The sequence below is a fragment of the Shewanella sp. Koi 1 genome (assembly GCF_052907445.1).
Window position 1 is genome coordinate 1,332,467 of sequence record NZ_JBREJM010000001.1, and the last position, 22,444, is coordinate 1,354,910.

19 protein-coding genes and 1 other annotated feature are annotated in these 22,444 nt (G+C 46.7%); of the genes, 14 read left to right on the forward strand and 5 right to left on the reverse strand.

Going from position 1 to position 22,444, the window contains the following annotated elements:
* The first annotated feature begins 35 nt into the window (after positions 1 to 35).
* Complete coding sequence (locus tag ACUZ8J_RS05940) at positions 36 to 557, forward strand: Mpo1 family 2-hydroxy fatty acid dioxygenase (protein ID WP_374917053.1); 522 nt, start codon at positions 36 to 38, stop codon at positions 555 to 557.
* A gap of 46 nt (positions 558 to 603) precedes the next feature.
* On the opposite strand, the gene ACUZ8J_RS05945 is transcribed toward ACUZ8J_RS05940, so the two are convergent.
* From ACUZ8J_RS05945 to ACUZ8J_RS05955, 3 genes are all read right to left on the reverse strand, one after another.
* A complete protein-coding gene (locus ACUZ8J_RS05945) occupies positions 604 to 2,022 on the reverse strand; it encodes a hypothetical protein (protein WP_446693334.1) in 1,419 nt (472 codons plus the stop codon).
* A gap of 347 nt (positions 2,023 to 2,369) precedes the next feature.
* Positions 2,370 to 3,641, reverse strand: coding sequence for an HlyC/CorC family transporter (locus ACUZ8J_RS05950; protein WP_249555983.1), 1,272 nt, complete (start codon positions 3,639 to 3,641; stop codon positions 2,370 to 2,372).
* A gap of 101 nt (positions 3,642 to 3,742) precedes the next feature.
* Positions 3,743 to 4,531, reverse strand: a complete 789-nt coding sequence (locus ACUZ8J_RS05955; RefSeq protein ID WP_011717866.1) for a cytochrome C assembly family protein — start codon at positions 4,529 to 4,531, stop codon at positions 3,743 to 3,745.
* A 288-nt stretch (positions 4,532 to 4,819) separates the two neighbouring features.
* Between ACUZ8J_RS05955 and ffh the strand changes: the two genes are divergently transcribed.
* From ffh to ACUZ8J_RS06010, 11 genes are all read left to right on the forward strand, one after another.
* Complete coding sequence (ffh, locus tag ACUZ8J_RS05960) at positions 4,820 to 6,193, forward strand: signal recognition particle protein (RefSeq protein WP_011623589.1); 1,374 nt, start codon at positions 4,820 to 4,822, stop codon at positions 6,191 to 6,193.
* Positions 6,194 to 6,411: 218 nt separating this feature from the next.
* Positions 6,412 to 6,660, forward strand: coding sequence for a 30S ribosomal protein S16 (gene rpsP, locus ACUZ8J_RS05965; RefSeq protein WP_011071566.1), 249 nt, complete (start codon positions 6,412 to 6,414; stop codon positions 6,658 to 6,660).
* A gap of 20 nt (positions 6,661 to 6,680) precedes the next feature.
* Entirely contained in the window at positions 6,681 to 7,211 is a 531-nt protein-coding gene (rimM, locus tag ACUZ8J_RS05970) for a ribosome maturation factor RimM (RefSeq protein WP_011623587.1), read from the forward strand.
* A 15-nt stretch (positions 7,212 to 7,226) separates the two neighbouring features.
* Positions 7,227 to 7,973, forward strand: a complete 747-nt coding sequence (gene trmD, locus ACUZ8J_RS05975) for a tRNA (guanosine(37)-N1)-methyltransferase TrmD (RefSeq protein WP_011623586.1) — start codon at positions 7,227 to 7,229, stop codon at positions 7,971 to 7,973.
* 34 nt (positions 7,974 to 8,007) lie between these two features.
* Complete coding sequence (rplS, locus tag ACUZ8J_RS05980) at positions 8,008 to 8,361, forward strand: 50S ribosomal protein L19 (RefSeq protein ID WP_006080791.1); 354 nt, start codon at positions 8,008 to 8,010, stop codon at positions 8,359 to 8,361.
* Positions 8,362 to 8,760: 399 nt separating this feature from the next.
* Positions 8,761 to 9,852 carry a 3-deoxy-7-phosphoheptulonate synthase gene (locus tag ACUZ8J_RS05985; RefSeq protein ID WP_446693335.1) on the forward strand — a complete coding sequence of 364 codons (1,092 nt, stop codon included), beginning with the start codon at positions 8,761 to 8,763 and terminating at the stop codon, positions 9,850 to 9,852.
* Positions 9,853 to 9,914: 62 nt separating this feature from the next.
* Complete coding sequence (tyrA, locus tag ACUZ8J_RS05990; RefSeq protein WP_446693336.1) at positions 9,915 to 11,054, forward strand: bifunctional chorismate mutase/prephenate dehydrogenase; 1,140 nt, start codon at positions 9,915 to 9,917, stop codon at positions 11,052 to 11,054.
* A gap of 216 nt (positions 11,055 to 11,270) precedes the next feature.
* Complete coding sequence (gene hcp, locus ACUZ8J_RS05995) at positions 11,271 to 12,935, forward strand: hydroxylamine reductase (protein ID WP_011717862.1); 1,665 nt, start codon at positions 11,271 to 11,273, stop codon at positions 12,933 to 12,935.
* A gap of 51 nt (positions 12,936 to 12,986) precedes the next feature.
* The gene (locus tag ACUZ8J_RS06000) at positions 12,987 to 14,129 is read left to right on the forward strand and encodes an FAD-binding oxidoreductase (protein ID WP_446693337.1); all 1,143 of its coding nucleotides are present in this window, start codon (positions 12,987 to 12,989) and stop codon (positions 14,127 to 14,129) included.
* Between the two features lie 163 nt (positions 14,130 to 14,292).
* Positions 14,293 to 14,628, forward strand: coding sequence for a hypothetical protein (locus tag ACUZ8J_RS06005; RefSeq protein ID WP_011623581.1), 336 nt, complete (start codon positions 14,293 to 14,295; stop codon positions 14,626 to 14,628).
* Positions 14,629 to 14,673: 45 nt separating this feature from the next.
* Complete coding sequence (locus ACUZ8J_RS06010) at positions 14,674 to 15,978, forward strand: cation:proton antiporter (protein WP_446693338.1); 1,305 nt, start codon at positions 14,674 to 14,676, stop codon at positions 15,976 to 15,978.
* Between the two features lie 147 nt (positions 15,979 to 16,125).
* On the opposite strand, the gene ACUZ8J_RS06015 is transcribed toward ACUZ8J_RS06010, so the two are convergent.
* Together ACUZ8J_RS06015 and pepA are read right to left on the reverse strand one after the other, a co-directional pair.
* Positions 16,126 to 18,129 carry a chorismate mutase gene (locus tag ACUZ8J_RS06015; RefSeq protein WP_446693339.1) on the reverse strand — a complete coding sequence of 668 codons (2,004 nt, stop codon included), beginning with the start codon at positions 18,127 to 18,129 and terminating at the stop codon, positions 16,126 to 16,128.
* A 37-nt stretch (positions 18,130 to 18,166) separates the two neighbouring features.
* Positions 18,167 to 18,285: a sequence feature (Phe leader region), on the reverse strand.
* Positions 18,286 to 18,461: 176 nt separating this feature from the next.
* Complete coding sequence (gene pepA, locus ACUZ8J_RS06020; RefSeq protein ID WP_047538030.1) at positions 18,462 to 19,970, reverse strand: leucyl aminopeptidase; 1,509 nt, start codon at positions 19,968 to 19,970, stop codon at positions 18,462 to 18,464.
* A 255-nt stretch (positions 19,971 to 20,225) separates the two neighbouring features.
* On the opposite strand from pepA, the gene lptF reads away from it, so the two are divergent.
* Positions 20,226 to 21,338, forward strand: a complete 1,113-nt coding sequence (lptF, locus tag ACUZ8J_RS06025) for an LPS export ABC transporter permease LptF (RefSeq protein ID WP_037415652.1) — start codon at positions 20,226 to 20,228, stop codon at positions 21,336 to 21,338.
* Positions 21,335 to 22,393 (forward strand): LPS export ABC transporter permease LptG, encoded by a 1,059-nt coding sequence (lptG, locus tag ACUZ8J_RS06030; protein WP_086903315.1) that lies wholly within the window; start codon positions 21,335 to 21,337, stop codon positions 22,391 to 22,393. Before lptF ends, lptG begins: the two co-directional genes overlap by 4 nt.
* Positions 22,394 to 22,444 lie beyond the last annotated feature (51 nt).

The following is a 22,444-nucleotide window of genomic DNA, read 5'->3' on the forward strand; positions in this document are numbered from 1 at the left end:
CACTAATTTGCAGGGACACAGCAAAAGGACCCCAGATGAAATCCGCCGTAGAGCAGCTATCAACCTATAAGAGTGTGCATTTAAATCAGCGCAACATACTTACCCATTTCGTTGGTATTCCATTGATTATATGGTCTGCTTTTCTATTGCTGGCGACTATCCGTATTCCACTTGGCAGCGCGGGCGATGTCAGTTTAGGTGTGATTTTAGGGGCAGGTGTGCTGGTTTATTATTTTCGCTTACATGCAAAGTTAGCGATTGGCCTAGCTTTATTTATCGCCCCCGTCGTATATACCACTGAACTCATGGCAGACTCTCCCAACGCCTTCTGGTTGGCTATATCGGTATTTATCGTGGGATGGATTTTCCAGTTAATTGGCCATCAATACGAGAAGGCCAAACCCGCTTTTGTGGACGATTTAAACCAACTGCTAATTGGTCCGTTCTTCTTAATGGCCGAAGTGTATTTTATCTTGGGGTTAGAAAAGGCGTTAGATGCTGAGATTACACCTATTGCTATCGAGAAGCGCCGGGCTCTCGATAGCAAAAAAGTGTAGTTTCTAGTTTATAGCCTTTTGTCATGGGATCTGCACGGCTAATCATTTACAACTCAATAAGTAAATCAATTAGCTGTGCATTCATATCTTCTGACTCGAATGTTGCGGTGAGTGAGACATTGCCTTTTCGGTAAAATACTTGTTCGAAATTATCTTCCGAATCTTGATTTTTTGATAAGAAATCAGATTTAGTGATGGGAACGTTGTAGTTTTTCAACGTTTTTATAAATTCGTCTTTGTTTTGGTTTCTCGTTAGAGACTCTGTAAATCGAATTTTACTGACTTTTCTTGCCTCAATATCATTAATGCCGAGGAGAATGTTTTCAGTGGCGATGACCCATTGCTCACTGCGTGAGGAGTCAACCTGATTGGGTATTTTTATAATGTTGGCAAGTTGAGAGGGGCTTAGGATAAATTCATCCTCGTTTTTATTTGAGATGATTTGTTTTATTTTATTGTCATCAAATTTATTGAAATTTATCGAAGTACGCTTGCCGCTGTTTTCTCGTTGAACAAACGAAAATCCAGTTAACATCTCTGCTGTTTCATGTTTATTGTTTAAACTGAAGGTTTCGAAGTGCAATATTAGCTTATTGTTTTTTCCATCGAGGCGATAATTGTTGCCTTCTTGTTCTATTTTCTCGAGCGACTGTATTTGCGCTAACTTATCTTTAAATTGTATCTTGCCATCGATAATCCAGTTGTCTTGATCATAGTTATCACTAGGCTCAATCATATTACTACCATGATTATTTAGAATACTCTGGTTTTTATCGATCCTAACAATCTGGCTGTTTTTTGCATAAATCCACAGCGTTCTACCGTAAACATAGACAGTTGAACCGTCCTGCATAGACAATTTTACGCTCTCTGGCCCCATCAGTTGGTTTATAGATGATTCAGGGTCACCATTACTTAAGCCATAAGCATGATTTAATGTAACATTCGCTGCTGGAGCAAGATGGTTTTCTGCTTGTTTATATTGACTGACGTTGTTTGCGAATTCTACATTAACCTCTTCGGTCTTTTGTATAATCTGCTGACCTCTACTGTTATACGGCGTAGGTTTCGTTGTTAAACTTCTACCTTGGCATAGCTTGATATTTTTCACTGTGTTGAGAATTTTAAATTTCTTAACATATACTTTGTTCTTGATGGGTTTACTCTCAAAAATACCCAGGTTAATTTTTTCAATAATAATAGCGTCGGCACCTTGTGATAGTGCATCTTGTTGAATGCTTGATAGCATCTTGTCTAGATATCTTCCATCAAATGACGTTATGTTAGCGTCTTTACTTTCTAAGAGTTCATTTTCATCTAGCTCATACGTGTAATTGTTATTTTTTGTAGCTATTACTTTGTATTCACAGTCTGGATAATAATCCAGAATTTGAGGAAGATCGTCTGCTGCTAAAGTAAAGGTGGACGAAAATAGAGTGAATGAGAAAACTGAGTATTTAAACATGTTTCATCCTTGAGAGTTTAATCGTATCGTGGGGTAGCATTAAGGCTATGCAGTTAAGTTTATTTACTATCAAAGATTTAATATTGTTGCAAGCTTGTTATTCCCTGCGGAGCATTTCTACGATTAGCCGAGGGTGGTGTTTAGATAAAATTGATTCGTAAACAAAAGCGAATTAGAAAGAGAATGGAAGTTGGTTAGAGTTTTCTCTTAAAAATCTATAATATATTGAAAATTTTACGGCGACCTAAATACCATGATAACTGATGGTATTTAGGTCGTACACGGTATTGCGAGCTATTTGCTAAGGGGTAAATCAACCATGCATTTGGCGTAGAGAGGTAATCTAGTTACTTTTGAGACTGATAATGCTGTGGAATGATACGCACTGTTTTGACCATATTGTCAGCAACTTCAATGACTTCTAATGGATAACCGGCTAGACGAAGGCTAGTGTTTTCGGCAGGGATATCCTCTAAATACTCTAAGATCAGGCCATTGAGGGTTTTGGGGCCATCGGTTGGGAAGTCCCATTTCATTTCTTTATTCAAATCACGGATAGTGATACTGGCATCGACTAAGTAGCTTCCATCCTGCTGGGCGGTAATGTCTTCACTCGGTGTGGCCAGCATAGAGGTGGTGAAGTCACCGACAATTTCTTCGAGAATATCTTCGAGTGTCACCAATCCTTGGATATCACCGTATTCATCGACCACTAGGCCGATGCGCTCTTTATTGTGCTGAAAGTTGGCTAATTGCACATTGAGCGGTGTACCTTCGGGAATAAAGTAGAGTTCTTTTACCGCACGTAGCAATGAGGACTTACTGAACTGCTCTTTTGATTGCAGGCGCAGAGCGTCACGCAGATGAATAAAGCCGACGGCATCGTCAATGGTATCGCGGTATACCAACACTCGAGTATGTGGGCTTTGGATCACTTGGCGATTGATAAATTTAAAGTCATCGTTGACGTTAATCGCGTAGATATCTGAACGTGGCACCATAATGTCTTCAACGGTCACTTTTTCTAAATCGAGAATCGATAACAGCATCTCTTGGTGGCGTTGGGGGATCAAGGCGCCAGCTTCATGTACAACCGTCCTTAACTCTTCTTGGCTAAGTGCATCGCTGCTACTGATGGTTTTGATGCCGAAGAGACGCAGTATGCCTGTGGTTATCCAGTTAACGCTGGTGACGACATAGGCGAAAATCGTTGATAGACCAATGAGTAAAATACTCGATGGGAAGGCAATGCGTTCAGGGTTTAAGGCGGCGATAGTTTTGGGGGTGACTTCGGCAAAGACCAATACGACCAAGGTCAGCACACCAGTGGCGACCGCGACGCCTAAATCGCCCCAAAGGCGCATACCTATAATGGTCGCAATGGCCGAGGCGAGAATATTAACCAGGTTATTGCCTATCAGAATTAAGCCAATTAAGCGGTCTGGTCGTTCGAGTAACTTGAGGGCGCGTATGGCACCTTTATGGCCGTTTGAGGCGAGATGTCTTAACCGATAGCGGTTAAGGGTCATCATGGCGGTTTCAGAACCTGAAAAGTAGGCAGAACAAAGGATAAGCACTAGTAAGAAAATGAGGAGTGCGCTTGTCGATATAGCGTCCAAAAATAGGCTCCAATCAGGCCGATAAGTTTAAGTTGATACCGAGAAATAAACGGGGTGTCAAGTCAGCTCAGGGAATAAGCGCCTAAGCTGACTTGAAATTATTAACTAAGAATTAACTCTTTGACAATCCGAGCGCCAAAATAAGCTAAGGATAACAAGGTCGCGCCCGTTAAGGTGTAAATGACCGCGGTGCGAATTTTACAGCCGACCCAATACTGCTGCCATAGCATGGCGATATACACAAACCACGCGATGATAGACAGAATCGCTTTATGGCCTTTGCCATCGGCAAACATATCATCGAGGAAGATAAAGCCAGTGGCGAGGGATAAACTCAATAAAATTACCCCAATAATTACAAGATGATAGAGCTGCTTTTCTACCGTCATCAGCGGCGGAATGCCTGGGCTTAACATTAATTGTTTTTTCTTGAGTTTATTTTGGATCATCGCCAGCTGAATCGCGTACAGGGCGGCGATCATCAGGGCGCTGTATGCCATGAGAGAGAGCACAACGTGGGCCAAAACCTCAGGGTACAGCTCAAAGTGAGTAATAAATTTAGGCGGCAATAACCAGAGTAGTGCTACAGAGAGCACAGAGCAGGCGTAAACCACGGGCACAACCACAATCACTTTTAGCCTAAACATCATCACAGTAAAGGTGAAGGCGATGATCCAGTTCACTAACGAGATCACATTAGTGAGGCTGAAGTTTTGTCCATCGGTTGTAAAAATCGCTTGAGAAAGGGCGGCTGCGTGTAAAATCACGGCGATGGCGGCGACACCGGCAACGGCCTTACGATTAGGGCCTTCAGGATGGAACAGTCGACTTGTCACTAATACCAATGCGATGCAATAAAAAAACATGGCTGAGGCAGAAAAAATGACCATGGGTAATTAACCTATTCGTGTTGTTAATGGTGCCTTGAAAACGGGGCATACAGATCAATATTTTGCCTAGAATAACATGAGCCGTCGGCAAATGGGCAGTGACATAAGTTGCAAAATTTAGCAGATTCTTATTGTTAGACGTAAATAGTCGTAGGCGAATCGCAAAATATGACCTAAAGCAGGTTAGTTGCCGAAGTTAACGCAAGTAGGGCATAGCAGTAGCATAATACGCCCGCATCGTTATAATACAGCCCATTAATCGAGATCCTAAAGGTATAGAGCAGGACGATGTTTGAGAATCTAACCGACAGACTGTCACGCACGCTGAAAAATATCAGTGGCCGTGGTCGCTTAACCGAAGAAAACGTTAAGGAAACCCTGCGCGAAGTGCGTATGGCGCTGCTGGAGGCCGATGTTGCCCTGCCTGTGGTGCGTGAATTCGTTAACAATGTAAAAGAACGTGCCGTTGGTCAGGAAGTGGCGAAGAGCTTAAGCCCTGGTCAAGCCTTTATTAAGATTGTTCAAAGTGAACTTGAAAAATCCATGGGCGAGGCCAACCAAGCTCTGGATTTAGCCACTCAGCCGCCAGCCGTGGTGATGATGGCGGGTCTTCAAGGTGCGGGTAAAACGACCAGCGTTGCCAAATTGGGTAAGCTGCTGCGTACGCGCCATAAAAAATCGGTACTCGTCGTCAGCGCCGACGTTTATCGTCCTGCGGCGATTAAACAGCTTGAAACCTTAGCGACTGAAGTCGATGTGGAGTTCTTCCCATCGGATGTGAGCCAAAAGCCAATCGATATCGCCAAGGCGGCCATTGCCCACGCTAAACTCAAATTTATCGATGTGGTGATCCTCGACACCGCGGGTCGCCTGCACGTCGATGAAGCCATGATGGATGAGATCAAGGCGCTGCACGCGGCGGTTAAACCGATTGAGACACTGTTCGTGGTCGATGCCATGACAGGTCAAGACGCGGCAAACACAGCCAAAGCCTTTAACGAAGCGCTGCCGCTCACCGGTGTGATTTTAACTAAGGTCGACGGTGATGCGCGCGGTGGTGCGGCATTATCGATTCGCCACATTACCGGCAAGCCGATTAAATTCCTCGGTGTCGGCGAGAAGACTGATGCCCTAGAGCCTTTCCATCCAGACCGTATCGCCTCACGTATTCTCGGCATGGGCGACGTATTATCGCTTATCGAAGAAGTCGAGCGCGGTGTCGATAAAGACAAGGCGATGAAGCTGGCTTCTAAAGTGAAGCAGGGCGGCAGTTTTGATCTCGAAGATTTCCGCGAGCAGCTACAGCAGATGAAAAACATGGGCGGCATGATGAGCATGATTGAAAAGCTGCCCGGTGTGGGTCAATTGCCACCGGATGCCCTAGCGCAAATCCAAGACGGTAAAATGACCCGTCAAATGGAAGCAATCATTAACTCAATGACGGCCAAAGAGCGTAAAAACCCTGATTTAATCAAGGGCTCACGTAAGCGCCGTATCGCTGCGGGTTCTGGTACGCAAATTCAAGACGTGAACCGTTTATTGAAACAGTTTACCCAAATGCAAAAGATGATGAAAAAGATGTCGGCCAAGGGCGGCATCCAGAAAATGATGCGCGGAATGCGTGGCATGATGCCTGGCGGCATGAAATTTCCTGGCCGTTAATTCCAGTGATTTTCATCAAAGTTGATGTTTTATCAGTTGGTTGATTTTATTTGAAATGAAGCGGGCAATCCTAAGACAGGTTTAATAATCGCCAGATTTGGTTGCATTCGTTGAAAAGTCAGGTAAAATCTTCCGGCTTTCTATCTGGGACTCTTCGCGAACACGGGGTTCCAGTTTTTATTTTTGCTTCAAGCAAATCATTAGAGGATTGAAAACGCATGGTTACCATTCGTTTAGCTCGTGGTGGCGCTAAAAAGCGTCCATTTTACAACATCGTTGTTGCTGACAGCCGTAACGCTCGTGACGGTCGTTTCATTGAGCGTGTTGGTTTCTTCAACCCATTGGCTCGTGGCCAAGAAGAAACTTTACGTTTAGACCTAGCTCGCGTTGAGCACTGGGTTGCGAACGGCGCTGCGACAACTGATCGCGTAGCAAAATTGATCAAAGACGCTAAAGCAGCTGCTTAATAGCGTTAAGGTATAGATTGATGAGCAGTAACCAACAGCCAGTCGTACTGGGGAAATTAGGCTCCTGTCATGGCATTAAAGGTTGGCTGAAAATCACCGCCTATACCGATTCTGTTGAAGGTATCTTTGACTATTCACCTTGGCTTATTAAAGAAAATGGTGAATGGCGTGAAGTAAAAGTCATTCAGTGGCGTTACCAAGGCAAGGCGGTTGTCGCCGAGCTTGAAGGTGTCACCACGCGGGAGCGAGCACAAATGCTCACCAATTGCGAAATTGGGATCCTGCCAGAGCAGATGAACGCATTGCCAGAAGACGAGTTCTATTGGCGTGACCTCATCGGTTGTGAAGTGATTAATACCAATGGCTATAACATGGGTGTTGTCGATCAAATCGTGGAAACCGGTTCGAACGATGTGCTCTTAGTGAAAGCCAACGCGAAAGATAGCTTCGGCAAAGTGGAGCGTATGCTTCCCTTTGTTCCTGGACAATTCATCTTAAAGGTGGATATCCAAGGTAAACAGATTTTAGTGGATTGGGATCCTGACTTTTAAGTCGAGGTACAACATATGTGGTTAGGGGTAATAACCCTGTTCCCAGAAATGTTTCGTGCCGTAACAGACTTTGGGGTTACGGGTCGTGCCGTGAAAAACGGTCTGCTTGAGTTGCACACGTGGAATCCTCGCGATTTCACCCATGATAGACACAGTACGGTAGATGACAGGCCTTACGGCGGTGGTCCCGGTATGTTGATGATGGTGCAACCCTTACGCGATGCCATTCATGCTGCGAAAGCGGCGGCAGGCGAAGAGGCGAAGGTGATTTACTTGTCACCTCAAGGACGCAAGCTGGATCAGCAAGGCGTCACTGAGTTGGCTGAATCATCCCGGTTGATTCTGGTGTGTGGTCGATACGAAGGTATTGATGAACGCATTATTCAAACGGAAGTGGATGAAGAATGGTCGGTTGGGGATTACGTGCTTTCGGGCGGCGAATTACCTGCAATGACCTTGATAGATGCAGTATCGAGATTGGTTCCTGGCGTGCTAGGAAAACAAGCTTCGGCGGAGCAAGATTCTTTCTCCGACGGTTTACTGGACTGTCCTCATTACACGCGCCCTGAAAGCTTAGATGGACTCGATGTACCCGCAGTACTGCTAAGTGGCAACCACGAACAAATTAGACTCTGGCGTTTGCAGCAAAGCCTTGGTAGGACTTTTCTAAGACGGCCAGAATTATTTGAAAATCTAGCTCTGACTGACGAACAATCGACTCTTTTAGCGCAGTTCGTTGAAGCAATGGACAAGAATGCTTAGTCGTAGCTCAGTTAATTCTAGAACGGAGTAAGTTATGAACAACATCATTAAAATGCTCAACGATGAGCAAATGAAACAAGACGTACCTGCGTTTGGTGCTGGTGATACAGTAGTAGTTCAGGTTCGTGTTAAAGAAGGTGATAAAGAGCGTTTACAGGCTTTCGAAGGCGTTGTAATTGCTAAGCGTAACCGTGGTCTGCACTCTGCATTCACAGTACGTAAAATCTCTAATGGCGAAGGTGTTGAGCGTGCATTCCAAACGCACAGCCCTCTGATCGCTAGCATTGAAGTTAAGCGTCGTGGCCGCGTTCGTCGCGCCAAACTGTACTACTTACGTGATCGTTCAGGTAAATCTGCACGTATCCGTGAAAAGCTGGCTACTAAGTAATAGTACCCGCTACAGAAAACAAGACGTAGTGTTCGCACAGAAAACCGCCCTCGTGGCGGTTTTTTGTTGTCTGACGTTTATCTATTTAGCCATTTCGCGTGCGTTTCGGGTTAATACGGCTTTCGACAGAGAACCACTATGCCTTCAAGCCTTCGCCTTGTCTAAAGCGCGTTTAACTTCCGCGGAATGAACAGATATTTAATGCGATTGGTATAAATGCCGATTTTGTTAAATTCTTCCTTGATCTTCTGCCAATTAATAGGCATATTGGTCGCTCACTGTAATGGTGTAGCGTTACGATATTACATGGTGGCCTCGGCTATTTATTTTTCCCCGCAGCAGTTTGAGATCCAGACTCCTGATAATGTGGGGATATGACTTCAGTTTTAGGTGGTAAGCATGCAACAGGATACGATCAATAACGTACACATCAGTTCAGAGAAAGTTCTTATTACACCGCAGGAGCTAAAAGCGGTCCTGCCACTCTCTGAGCACGCGTATCGTTATATCCTCAATGCACGCAAAACCGTGGCGGATATCGTCCATAAGCGCGATAACCGCGTGCTTATCGTTACTGGACCCTGTTCTATCCATGATATCGATGCCGCTAAGGAATACGCCTTAAAACTTAAAAAATTACACGATGAACTCAGCGATGAGTTTTACATCTTGATGCGAGTGTATTTTGAGAAGCCTCGTACCACAGTGGGTTGGAAGGGGATGATTAACGATCCTGATATGGACGAGTCCTTCGATGTTGAGAAGGGTTTAAAAATGGCCCGTGAGCTGATGATTTGGCTAGCTGAGCTCGAACTGCCAGTGGCAACCGAAGCGCTCGATCCTATCAGCCCTCAGTACATCTCGGAATTAGTCACTTGGTCGGCCATTGGTGCTCGCACGACTGAGTCGCAAACCCACAGAGAAATGGCGTCGGGTTTATCTATGCCCGTCGGCTTTAAAAATGGCACAGATGGAAAGCTTGATGTAGCGATTAACGCGCTGAAATCGGCGGCCAGCAGCCACAGATTTATGGGGATTAACCAGCAGGGCCAAGTGGCGTTATTGCAAACCGCGGGAAATCCCGATGGACATGTGATCCTCCGTGGCGGCGCAACGCCCAACTATGATGCTAAGAGCGTTGCCGAGTGTGAGGCGCAGTTACATAAAGCCAAACTCAATGCTCGCCTTATTATCGATTGCAGCCACGGTAATTCCTCTAAGGACTACACCAGGCAAGTTCCAGTGTGTGAGGATGTATTTGACCAGATCTACAACGGCAATAAGTCCATCATCGGCGTGATGTTAGAAAGCCATTTAAACGAAGGTAATCAAAGTTGTGATAAACCATTGAGCGAACTGGCCTATGGGGTTTCTGTGACGGACTCCTGTATTAATTGGGAAAAAACCGAAAGCGTTTTACGTGCGGGCGCATCGAAGTTATCTTCGGTATTAGCAACCCGTTTCGATATGCTCAAAGTGGCCAATGCTTAAGAGTCAATCTTAAGAGCCGAATGTTTAAACACCTTATTTTAGGTGTGTAGTGGACTGATAAGATGAACGAAAAAACCACAACTGAATTAGAACACCTTCGCGGTCTCATCGATGGTGTCGACCAGCAATTGCTGCATTTACTACGTAAACGCTTAGATTTAGTCGCCCAGGTAGGGACGGTAAAACATGCCGCAGGACTGCCGATTTATGCACCGCAACGTGAAGCGGCAATGCTGGCAAAACGTCGCGAAGAAGCCAAAACCATGGGCATTGCGCCGCAACTGATTGAAGATATTTTGCGCCGCTTGATGCGTGAATCTTATCTCAACGAAAAGGATGTCGGCTTTAAGCAAGTGAAAAACGATCTCGGTTCGATCGTGATTGTTGGTGGTAAGGGTCAGCTTGGTGGACTGTTCCAACAAATGCTGTCGCTCTCGGGTTATCAGGTCAAAGTGTTGGATAAAGACGACTGGCAGCAAGCGGAAACCTTATTTGCCGATGCTGGATTGGTATTGGTGACTGTGCCTATCGCCATCACCTGCGACATTATCCGTGAGAAACTGACTCAATTACCACAGGAATGTATCTTAGCCGACTTAACCTCGATCAAGACTGAACCCATGAATGCCATGTTAGCCGCTCACAAAGGGCCCGTTGTCGGCTTTCATCCCATGTTTGGCCCAGATGTCGGCAGTTTGGCTAAGCAGGTTGTGGTGGTGTGCCATGGCCGCGAAGCCGATAAATACCAATGGTTGCTCGAGCAAATTGGAATTTGGGGCGCACGGATTGTCGAAGCTGAGCCTGAACGTCACGACAATGCGATGCAGCTGGTACAGGCGATGCGTCACTTCTCGACCTTTGTGTATGGCTTGAATCTTTGCAAAGAAGAAGCGGATATTGAAACCCTGCTGCAATTTAGTTCACCTATCTATCGCTTAGAACTCGCCATGGTAGGGCGTTTGTTTGCTCAAAGCCCTGAACTCTATGCCGATATTATTTTTGCCCAGCAGGATAGCCAGCATGCGATTGGCGATTATTTGGATAACTACCGCGAGGCATTAGAGCTGTTAAAACGGGGCGATAGGGACGCGTTTATCAGCCAGTTCCAAACGGTTGCAAAATGGTTTGGTGATTTTGCTCCGCAGTTTCAGCGTGAAAGCCGCATGATGCTGCAATCGGTCAGTGATATGAAAACAAACTGATAATGAATGAGTTAGCCATAAAAATGCCCATCTTTGATGGGCATTTTTTTTAGGATTTCAGGCTGATTTTACCCTGTTAATTAGCAATTGCTGAAGGTGATCTCTCTCTAAGATTTCGCATTCGAACCAAGAAAATGCTATCGCTTATTCATGGTTTCGGTAGACTTATTTTAAACATGCAAAAATAAAGCATGAATTTAAATTAGGAGTCTATCCATGTTTTGTATTCAGTGTGAGCAAACTATTCGTACCCCAGCTGGCAACGGTTGTAGCTATGCCCAAGGCATGTGTGGCAAATTGGCCGCGACCTCGGATCTGCAAGATTTGTTAATCTATATGCTGCAGGGTGTTTCAGTGTATGCGACTAAGGCGCGTGAACTGGGCGTCATTAACCCTGAGGTGGATACCTTTGTTCCTAAAGCTTTTTTCTCGACCTTAACCAACGTTAACTTCGATGATGAACGCATCATCGCCTATGCCAAGCAGGCCGCTGAATACCGTGAAAGTTTAAAAAATGCCTATGAAGCGGCGTGTGAAGCTGCGGGTAAACGGGCTGAATCACTCCCTCCTGTGGCGCAATTTGTACTGGGTACCAGCAAGCCCGAAATGTTGTCTCAAGCGCCAGTCGCCTTACTCAATAAAGATAAAAATGAGATCCACGAAGATATCCTTGGGCTGAGACTGCTGTGCTTATATGGCCTTAAAGGGGCGGCGGCTTACATGGAGCACGCCCGTGTATTAGGTAAAACTGATGCTGAGATTGCTGGTCGCTTCCATGAGATCATGGCGTTTCTTGGTGAGCCGAGTGTCGATGCCGATAAACTGTTCACAACAGCCATGGATATTGGTCAGCTGAACTACCGTATCATGGCGATGCTCGATGCGGGCGAGACCGAAGCCTTCGGTCATCCAGAACCGACTGTCGTCAATACTAAACCTGTTAAAGGCAAAGCGATTCTGGTTTCTGGCCATGATATGAAGGACTTAGAGCTTATCCTCGAGCAAACGGCGGGCAAAGGCATTAATGTTTATACCCATGGCGAAATGCTGCCTGCGCTTGCGTATCCCGCCTTTAAAAAATATGCCCATTTAGTGGGTAACTACGGCAGTGCATGGCAGAATCAGCAAAAAGAATTCGCTAATTTCCCCGGCGCTGTAGTGATGACGTCAAACTGTATTATCGACCCGAATGTGGGCCAATACAGCGACCGTATCTTTACCCGCAGTATCGTGGGTTGGCCTGGTGTGACCCATGTAATTGGGGATGATTTTTCAGTTGTGATCGACAAGGCTCTCTCACTCGATGGCTTCCAATACGATGAAATTCCACACAATATCACCATTGGTTTTGCTCGTAATGCCTTAATGGCCGCAGCGCCGACTGTGGTGGAAAACGTCAAAAACGGTTCTATCAAACACTTCTTCTTAGTTGGTGGTTGTGATGGTGATAAGTCGGAGCGGAGTTATTTCACCGATTTAGCGAAATCGGCGCCAAAGGATTCCGTCATCCTGACCTTAGGTTGTGGTAAGTACAAATTTAACAAGCTGGAATTTGGCGATATCAACGGCATTCCGCGCTTACTCGACATTGGCCAATGTAACGATGCCTATTCGGCTATTCAGTTAGCTATCGCGCTATCACAAATCTTTGAATGCGATATCAATGAATTACCATTGAACCTCGTACTTTCATGGTTTGAGCAGAAAGCCATTGTCGTGCTGCTGACGCTGTTGTCGCTTGGGGTGAAAAACATCCGCACCGGCCCAACACCGCCGGCGTTTTTAACGGCTAATCTTGCCAAAATTTTGGAAGAAAAATTTGGCCTGCGTAACACCACCACAGTTGAAGCCGATCTGAAGACCATGCTGAACGTGGCCTAGGCCGATTTATGCATGGAGTCACTGCGGCTTTCGCGTTAAAGCCGCAGTGTTATGGATACAAAGACGATGAATATCAGTACTATGCAAAATATCATGCCAAGTCCCGCTTTATCTTCTGCGCCTGCAAGTGTTGTGGGTTTTAGCCAGTTAGTGTGTGTGGAGCGCTGGAACGAAACCGCCGATGTGGTGAGTTTTCGTTTTCAAGCCGGTGAGCCGATGAAGTTTGATTATAAGCCGGGGCAATTTATGACCTTAGTGCTAGAGATCAACGGTGAGCAGGCTTGCCGCAGTTACACCTTGTCCTCAACCCCTTCGAGACCTTACTCCTTAATGTTAACCATTAAGCGAGTCGATGGTGGACTGGTGTCGAATTACTTGATTGATCATTTACACCCGGGGCAAACGGTACGCGTCTTACCGCCAACGGGGCAGTTTAATCTGTTTGATATTCCTGCCAAAAAATACCTATTTTTGAGTGCAGGCTGTGGGATCACGCCCATGTATTCGATGTCGCGTTATTTAACCGACAGCCAAATGAATGCCGACATTGCTTTTGTACATAGTGCTCGCACCCAGGCCGATATTATTTTTAAAACGTCATTAGAGACCATGGCTACGCGCCATCGAGATTTTAAGCTGCGTTACATTGTTGAGGATGTCACTGCGGACACGGCTTGGCATCCCGAGGCGGTATTGCATGATATCGGCCGTTTAAGTGCCAATAATCTTCGAGCTTTAGTCCCTGATTTTGCCGAGCGAACCGTATTTTTGTGCGGGCCAGAGCCTTATATGCAGGCGGTCAAAACGATTCTTGCTGAGCTTAACTTCGATATGACTCAGTTGTATCACGAGAGTTTTGCCACAGCGGTGAAAGAGGCGCAAAGCCGCGTAAAACAGGCAGAAATGCAGACTGAGGCTCCTGTGAGTGGCAGTAACAGTTTTATGTTATCCATAGGCGATAAAAAGCGGGCTTTAACGGCCGAGCAAACCTTGCTTGAAGGGATTGAAGCCGAAGGCTTACCGATTATTGCAGCCTGCCGTTCGGGCGTATGCGGTGCGTGCAAATGCCAAGTGCTCGAAGGGGAGACCGAGTCCACAAGTAGCATGACCTTAACACCTACCGAAATCGATGCCGGATATGTGTTAGCTTGCTCGACTAAACTCAAATCGGATGTGACTCTGTCTTTGACCTGATATATGCCAGCGAAGGGCATTGGTCGATTCATTACATTGGTGGTTTAAAAACTCTCGCGCGGAAATATTTTTGCGCCTTAGTTGCGATTATGTCTGCGAGAACGTAAGGTTAAAGACGAGGGCGGAGTAACGCCCAGTCCCATCGTCTGGCTGGAGTCTCTCAATGACAACGACAACCACATATGCCGCAAAAATTGAAGATCGCAGCTTAGGCCATTTGCTTTACGCCTTAATGTCAGGCTTCCCGCTGTTACTGCTGCCGGTGTTGTTGAGTCTATTTATCAACTTGTCTCAACGGCATACGCAAGGTAATGCCTTGCTGGCATCGCATTTACGCTGGCAACGTCATTCCAATGTGATATTTCTCGGCCTGTTGGTGTTGGGCTATTGCCTGCCGATCACTTGGCTCAGTCTTTCGATTTATCTCTTTGGTATCATTTGGTTTTGCCATCGGATTATTAAAGGCTGGTTAAGTCTGTTGGATGGTTTAGAAGTCTAAAACTTGTGCTAGAGTCTCTTCATCTTAGGGTGATTAGAGACTCTTATGACGAGTTATCAAATTCTCTGTATTCTCTGTGCGTTAGCCTTAGTCACGTCTGTGGCATCCTCGCGTTTGCATAAGCTGCAAGAAACCGTCGCCATTACCGCATTGGCGTTGGGCATGAGCCTGTTACTCTTACTGGGTGGTAAAGCGCTTGGCGGCCATGTTTATGGTTACTTTGTGGCTGGGCTGGAGAAGCTCGACTTTCAGGCTCTGTTACTTAACGGCATGTTGGGTTTTCTCTTGTTTGCTGGGGCATTACAGATCCGCTTAAAAATCTTAAGGCATCAGAAGTGGGAAATTCTCATTCTTGCCTTTGTCAGTACCTTGCTCTCGACTTTTATCGTCGGTGGTTTGCTTTACTACATTGCTCCCATGCTGGGATTGCCCTTGGCCCTAAGCCATTGTTTGCTCTTTGGCGCCTTGATTTCACCCACAGATCCAATTGCCGTGTTAGCCATTCTGAAGAAGATGGGCGCGCCCGAAGATATTGCCATTCAGGTAGAAGGGGAGTCACTCTTTAACGATGGCATAGGGTTAGTGATTTTTGTGGCCATCTCCCATCTGGCCTTTTCAACTGAGCCGCTGACCTTTTCGCAAATCTCGCTATTGTTCGTCCAAGAGGCGCTCGGGGGCGTCGTTTATGGCGCCGTGCTGGGTGTATTGTTGCACCATTTCTTTCGCTACTGTGAGGAAGAAACCCAGCTGATGTTGGTGACTTTACTGATCCCGACGGCGGGTTATGTCATCGCCGAAGTGTTAGGTGTGTCGGGACCGCTGGCGATGGTGAGTGCGGGGATAATTATCGGTAACTACAGCGTGCCTAAGTATTTTGCGCGTCAAGAGCGGGTAAAACTCTACACTTTTTGGTCGCTGATTGAATCCTTCTTCAATGCGCTGCTGTTCCTTCTGCTGGGATTATTACTCCTGCTCGTCACCTTTAAGGCGCCATTATGGTGGTTTATGTTAGTGGCCATTCCATTGGTGTTAACTGCTCGGGCGGTAAGTGTATTGCTGCCCTATATCGGGTTTAGGTTGGTTAAGTCGTACAATCCCTATGCCGAGTCGATACTCATTTGGGGAGGACTCAGGGGCGGTTTAGCCTTAGCTATGGCGATGAGTTTACCCGAGGGCGTGATTATCGATTCACAAACAGGTGCCGAGCTGCGAGAGCTTGTGCTCGTGATGACCTATGCCGTGGTGGTGTTTTCAATCCTAGTGCAAGGCTCGAGTATGACGGGGTTAATTCGCCGCAGTAATGCGGTGGCAACAGAGGCTAATAATCAGATTGCAACTGAGCGAACCTAGGTCAGCTGGGATTACCCTCGAGGGATAAACCCAAACGCGAAGCGCTAAATCCGCAGCCCTAAATCTACAGTCTTAAATCCTAAGCCCTAAACAATACAGCCACGATATTCGTGGCTGTATGTTCTTCAGTATCCTTATACACGCAAATTAGCGATATAACTCCCTTACGACCTCGCTCATCAGCGCCAATGAGTCATGTGTTTTATCTTCTTCAAGGGAGCAATTTAGCACTAGGCCATCGGCTTTCAGCTGTTTAATCCCTTGAGTTTGCAGTGGCAGCGCATCTTCGCTGATGGCATAACAAGGGTTAATCACTATGGGGAGATGACTGTTGGCTTTTATTTGAATGAGGCTTGCTAAATCCAAGGTGGGTAAGTTGGCATTGTTATAGGTTCGAATACCAGAGTCACATAGGATAAGCTGTTGGTTCCCTTGACTTAAAATCGTCTCCGTGGCCGCCATAAATTCCTCATAACTTGCCATATCGTTACGTTCGAGGAATAGCGGAATCGGCAAGGTGCCTGCCTGAGTCAGCAAGGTCTGATTAAACATTTGTTTGCCCGTTAAGAACAGCATGTCGGCATGACCAGTCGCCAATGGCATATCCGTCGCCTGTTCGATGGCGATGACACAGAGCAAATCATACTGATGTAGGGTTTGGCGCAGCTTAGGGATGATGGCTTCGGCCGAGGCGAGTGAGTGACATCCATCTAAAATCACCGCTTGGAAACCCGCTTCTTTTAGCTGTTTTACTCTGCGCTCAAAGGCGGATAAGGCGGCCTGTGACGACTCTTGCTGCAGTAGGCTTTTGCTCAACGTGATTTTGGCTATAGCACCAATATGGCCTGCGCCAATGGTAAAGGGGCCGCAGTGAATTTCACTCGCCTGCGCCTTGTACGCCTTACTGAAGCGATAGGGCGACGGGTCAAGGCTCACCGTGCTTATCACCTCAGCTTTTGAGGTGTTCGGCTCGATGAGTAATTGGCTATTACTGAGTTGCGTCGGTTTGACGGTTTCGCAGGGGTAACATCCTAATACTTTGATAAAGCGCGTGATCCTCTCGAGCTGCTTTAGCCCTTGCTGCATGGCTTCGCTGGAGATATTGGCATCGATATCCAGATAGAACATTTCTTCCCACGGCGTGCCTGGAATAGGGCGAGATTCGAGTTTGCTCATATTGAGCTGATGCGCTTTAAGTACCAATAGGGCTTCTACCAACGCCCCTGCCTTTTGGCCAGTAGCCATAATCAAGGTGGTTTTAGCGGGCAATTGCTCGGGTACGGCTACGGCTTTTCGAGCCACCACGATAAAGCGGCTCTGGTTAATCTTTTGATTGGCAAGGCCTGACTCAATCGACTCGAGTTGGTAAAGCGCGCCACCTTCGGTGCTACCAATCGCAGCGGCGCTATTGTCGGCAGATTGATTGACCTTCTCCATTGCTTCGGCGCTGCTTGAGCAATATTCCAGTCTTAAGTCCTTGTGCAGGCTCAGATAACGGCTGCACTGACTGATTGGCTGCGGATGGGCATAAACAGTTTTGATATCGCTCAGTTTGCTACCCGGTTTGCCCAACAGGCAATGGCTGACTTCGATAGTCGTCTCGCCTACGATGGACAGACTCGTATGTTGCAGCACATCATATACTTCGTTGATTGAGCCAGACGAAGTGTTTTCAATCGGCAAAAAGCCATAGTCGGCGTGGCCTGACTCAACGGCTTGGACAATCTCATCGAAACTTTGGCAGCCTAAGTCGAGCATCTCAACCTGACGACGTTGGCAATAGCGAGAAGCGGCTAAGTAAGAGTAGGAGCCGCGGGCGCCAAGGTAAGCGATACAGTACTGCTGTTTTTGGGTTTCTGGATTAGCACGGCCGTGGAGATAAGCCTGTTGATTAAGGACTGAGTCTTCGATAATGCTTTGATACAGTGAGATCACGTAATGGGCATCTAAGCCTTTTTCTCGACCAGCTGTGACTAATCTTGCCAGCAGTTCTTTTTCCCTTTGGGTGTCGCGAATGGGTCTCACATCCACTTCTTTACTGCGGGCCACTTCAAGGCTTAGGCGTCGACGTTCGGCGAGTAACGAGAGAAGCTCATTGTCGAGGTGAGTAATTTGTTCTCGCGTTTGATTTAAAGGCTGTGGTTTTTGCATTCTGACCTCATTTGCCACCGTATTATCGAGCGTTTAAGACGAAAAAGCCTCCCAGTGGGAGGCTTTGGATTTTTACTTTCGTTTTTACACAGTAAATCCGCCTCCTAGAGTGGGGGTGTAAAAAAGAAAGTAAAAAAAGCTGCGGTATTTGTTTTCATAGGGAGTAAAACTAAAGGGCGAGGGCGTGGCTGTCAATCAAAAATTATTCAATCGTGATTTTCTTTCCTCTTGGCGTTGCTAGGCTGCAATTATTCCTGAGTCAATCGTCATTTTGCCTTCGAGCCAAATAAAAAAGGCGAAGAAATTCTTCGCCTTTTCAGTGTTGTTAGCGATTATTCGCCTAATTCTACGCCTGCGCGATTGATCAGGAACTGAGTCAAAATTGGCACAGGACGACCCGTTGAACCCTTATTCGCGCCGCTGTTCCAGGCAGTACCGGCCACGTCTAAGTGAGCCCAGTTGTACTTCTTGGCGAAACGAGACAGGAAACAAGCCGCAGTAATCGCGCCCGCTGGACGACCACCTAAGTTGGTCATATCGGCAAATGGGCTATCGAGCATATCTTGGTACTCATCCCACAGTGGCATACGCCATGCGCGGTCACCACTCTGCTCACCTGCGTTGAGTAGCTCGTGCGCAAGTGGATTATGTGATGAGAACAGACCCGATGCATGTTTACCTAAGGCAATCACGCAGGCGCCAGTGAGCGTAGCAGTGTCAATCACTAATTCAGGATCGAAACGTTCAACATAGGTTAACACATCACACAATACTAGACGGCCTTCGGCGTCGGTGTTCAGAACTTCAACAGTTTGCCCTGACATGGTGGTTAAAATGTCACCTGGGCGGTAAGCGTTGCCCGATGGCATGTTTTCACAACCTGCGAGAATACCGACGACGTTGATAGGTAGCTTCATTTCACAAATGGCTTTCATTGTGCCGATAACACCTGCTGCGCCACCCATGTCGTATTTCATTTCATCCATGGCTTCGCCCGGTTTTAATGAAATACCGCCTGAATCGAAAGTCAAGCCTTTACCAATCAATACGATAGGTTTTTCCGTGCTGTCGACGGCACCCTTATATTCCATCACTGTCATAATGGATTCATTGGCGCTGGCGCGGCCTACGGCAAGGTAAGAGTTCATGCCGAGTTTCGCCATTTGCTCTTCACCTACAGTTGATACATGTAGATTTTCGTGGACTTCGGCCAATTGGCGAGCTTGAGAGGCTAAATAGGCTGGATTGCAGATATTTGGCGGCATGTTAGCCACATCGCGGCATAAATGCATACCGGCAGAAACGGCCATGCCGTGCTCAATCGCGCGTTCACCTAAGGTTAATTCGCGACGTGTTGGCACATTAAATACTAATTTACGCAGCGGACGACGGGTCTCACCTTTACGGGTTTTGAGCGCATCAAAGCTGTATAAACTGCTATTGGTGGTTTCGACCGCTTGGCGAACTTTCCAATAGGTATCGCGACCTTTAACGTGTAACTCGGTTAAGAAGCATACGGCTTCCATTGAACCTGTTTCATTTAAGGTGTTGATGGTTTTAGTGATAATCTGCTTGTACTGGCGCTCGTCTAGTTCTCGTTCTTTGCCGCAACCGACTAACAGCACTCGTTCACTCAATACATTAGGAACGTGGTGCAGTAATAACATCTGCCCAGGCTTACCTTCTAAATCGCCGCGACGCAGTAGATTACTGATATAACCTTCGCTAATCTTGTCTAATTGCTCGGCGATACCGGATAGACGGCGGGGTTCATAAACACCGACAACGATGCAGGCTGAGCGTTGTTTTTCGGGGCTACCGCTCTTTACGCTAAACTCCATGAGCACTCCTAGATTCTTAAAGACAAATTTTTATATTTATTGGATAATGTCTGCTTGTCCCGAAAAGGGCCTAAGTTATTACTCCAAAGGTGATTTATTCTCGGCACTTGAGTCACGTTTTTGTGAAAAAGCCGTGACATTTAATGTAAGCCAGGAACCCCTGAAGTTGGTCAGAAAACTACCAAAAGTAAACAGTTTACATGAAAGTTAGTCTGTTACCAGCAAAAAGATAAGTTTAGAGACCGGATCCTACCTGTGATTGTATTTAGATACCTTATTCGAGAAGTTTTAAAGGCGCAAATTGCGGTACTTTTTGTACTGTTAACTATTTTTATTAGCCAGCATTTCGTGCGCATATTAGCCGACGCCTCAGACGGTGAATTTCCCGCTTCTCTCATCGCCACCTTGATAGGCCTCAACTTACCCTATCTGGTTGTTCTGGTTTTACCTTTAAGTCTGTTCCTTGGGATCCTCATGGCCCATGGCCGCATGTATGCCGAGAATGAAATGGTCATTCTGCACGGTGTTGGTGTGAGTGAATGGTATGTTACCCGAGTAACTTTGATTCTCGCCGTTATTAACATGTTGTTTACTGGGTATTTATCCCTTTATGTTGCGCCTTGGGCCGAGGAGCAACAAAACCAAGTGCTGGAGAAAGCACAATCTGAAGCAGGCCTTGCCGCGCTCGTGCAAGGGCGTTTTCAGGCCAGCCCCAATGGCCGTGCGGTACTGTTTGTCGAACGCATTGGCAAGGATAATGAGCTTGAAAAAGTATTCGTGGCCCAACTCCCCGATCCAAATGACGAAATCGGCTTGACTAACGTCGTTGTTGCCAAGGGGGGGCGCGTTAATGAAGATCAAAATGGCTCACAGCAGTTACAACTCAATGATGGGGTGCGTTATCAGGGCAGCCCACAACAAAAAGACTACCAAATGATTGAATTTGGTGGCTATAAGATGCAAATCAAAGAACAACAGGTCGATGAACGTCGCCGTAAACTTTCAGCTTTACCGCTGGCAGACTTGATGAAAGTGGAAGGTTCTGAAGCCGTGGCTGAGTTTCATTGGCGTCTAGCAATTCCGTTGGCGATTCCTATTATGACCTTAATTGCAGTGCCTTTGGCTCGCGTCAATGTGCGACAAGGCAAGTTCGCCAAAATGCTCCCCGCTGTTCTCTTGTACCTAGGTTATTTTGGTCTGATGGTTGCGGGTCGTAAAGCGCTGCAAGATGGCGTTATTCCACAGTATTTAGGCATGTGGTGGATCCATTTGTCGGCACTGATTATGGGGATTTTACTGCTCGGTAAAGACAGGCCCCTATTTGCCCGTTTATCAGCGGCAATGGCGCGTAAAAAGGTGGCTGCATGAAGATTTTAGACCTTTATATCGCCCGAGTTTTATTAAGCACTTCGGCGCTGTGTTTGCTGGTGTTGACGGGCTTGTCGGGCATCATCAAGTGGGTTGACCAGCTGCGCTTAGTGGGACGTGGTTCCTACTCCATGATGGATGCGGGCATTTATGTGTTATTCCTCGTGCCTCGCGATATTGAAATGTTTTTCCCGATGGCGGTGCTGTTAGGCGCGCTGATCGGCATGGGGATGCTGGCCTCGAACTCTGAGCTGGTGGTGATGCAAGCCTCGGGCATGTCGCGGTTGCAAATCACGTTATCTGCGATGAAAACTGCAGTGCCATTGATGTTGATGGTGATGGCCTTGGGAGAGTGGGGCGCGCCTGTGGCCGAGCAAAAGGCCAATGAACTCCAAGCCATTAAACTCTCCGGCGGCAGTTTGATTAAATCCCACCGAGGCATTTGGGCAAAGGATGGTGATTTGTTCGTGAATATTGGCGAAGTCGCCGATATTGATAAGCTGAATAATATTACTTTGTATAAGTTTAACAGTGAGTTAAAGCTTACGAATGTTGTGCATGCCAAGAGTGCCTTGTTCAGTAAGGACAGCTGGCATCTTATGGATGTAAAGCGTACCGACCTAAGCTACGACGAAGTGAAGCTCGAACACTTAGATGAAGATATTTGGCGCTCAAGTCTCACGCCCGACAAACTTAGCGTAGTATCGGTCAAGCCCGAGGCCTTATCGATTCGCGGCTTAATGGGTTATTTAGATTACCTTAAAAATAACAGCCAAGACCCAAGCCGTTACGAATTAGCCCTGTGGCGCAAGGTGATGCAGCCTGTGACGGTCGGGGTGATGATGCTGGTGGCCTTATCCTTTGTGTTTGGGCCGCTGCGGACCGTGACTATGGGCGCCCGGGTGCTGCTCGGTGTAGTGGCTGGGTTTAGCTTCTATATCAGTAACGAGATCTTTGGCCCTATGAGTATGGTCTATGAGTTGCCGGCCTACGTGGGGGCCATTGCGCCGAGTCTGCTGTTTACTGGCATTGCCTTCTACTTTATCCGGCGGTGATAAACGCGGATAATAAAAAACGACGCCATATGGCGTCGTTTTTTATTGGGG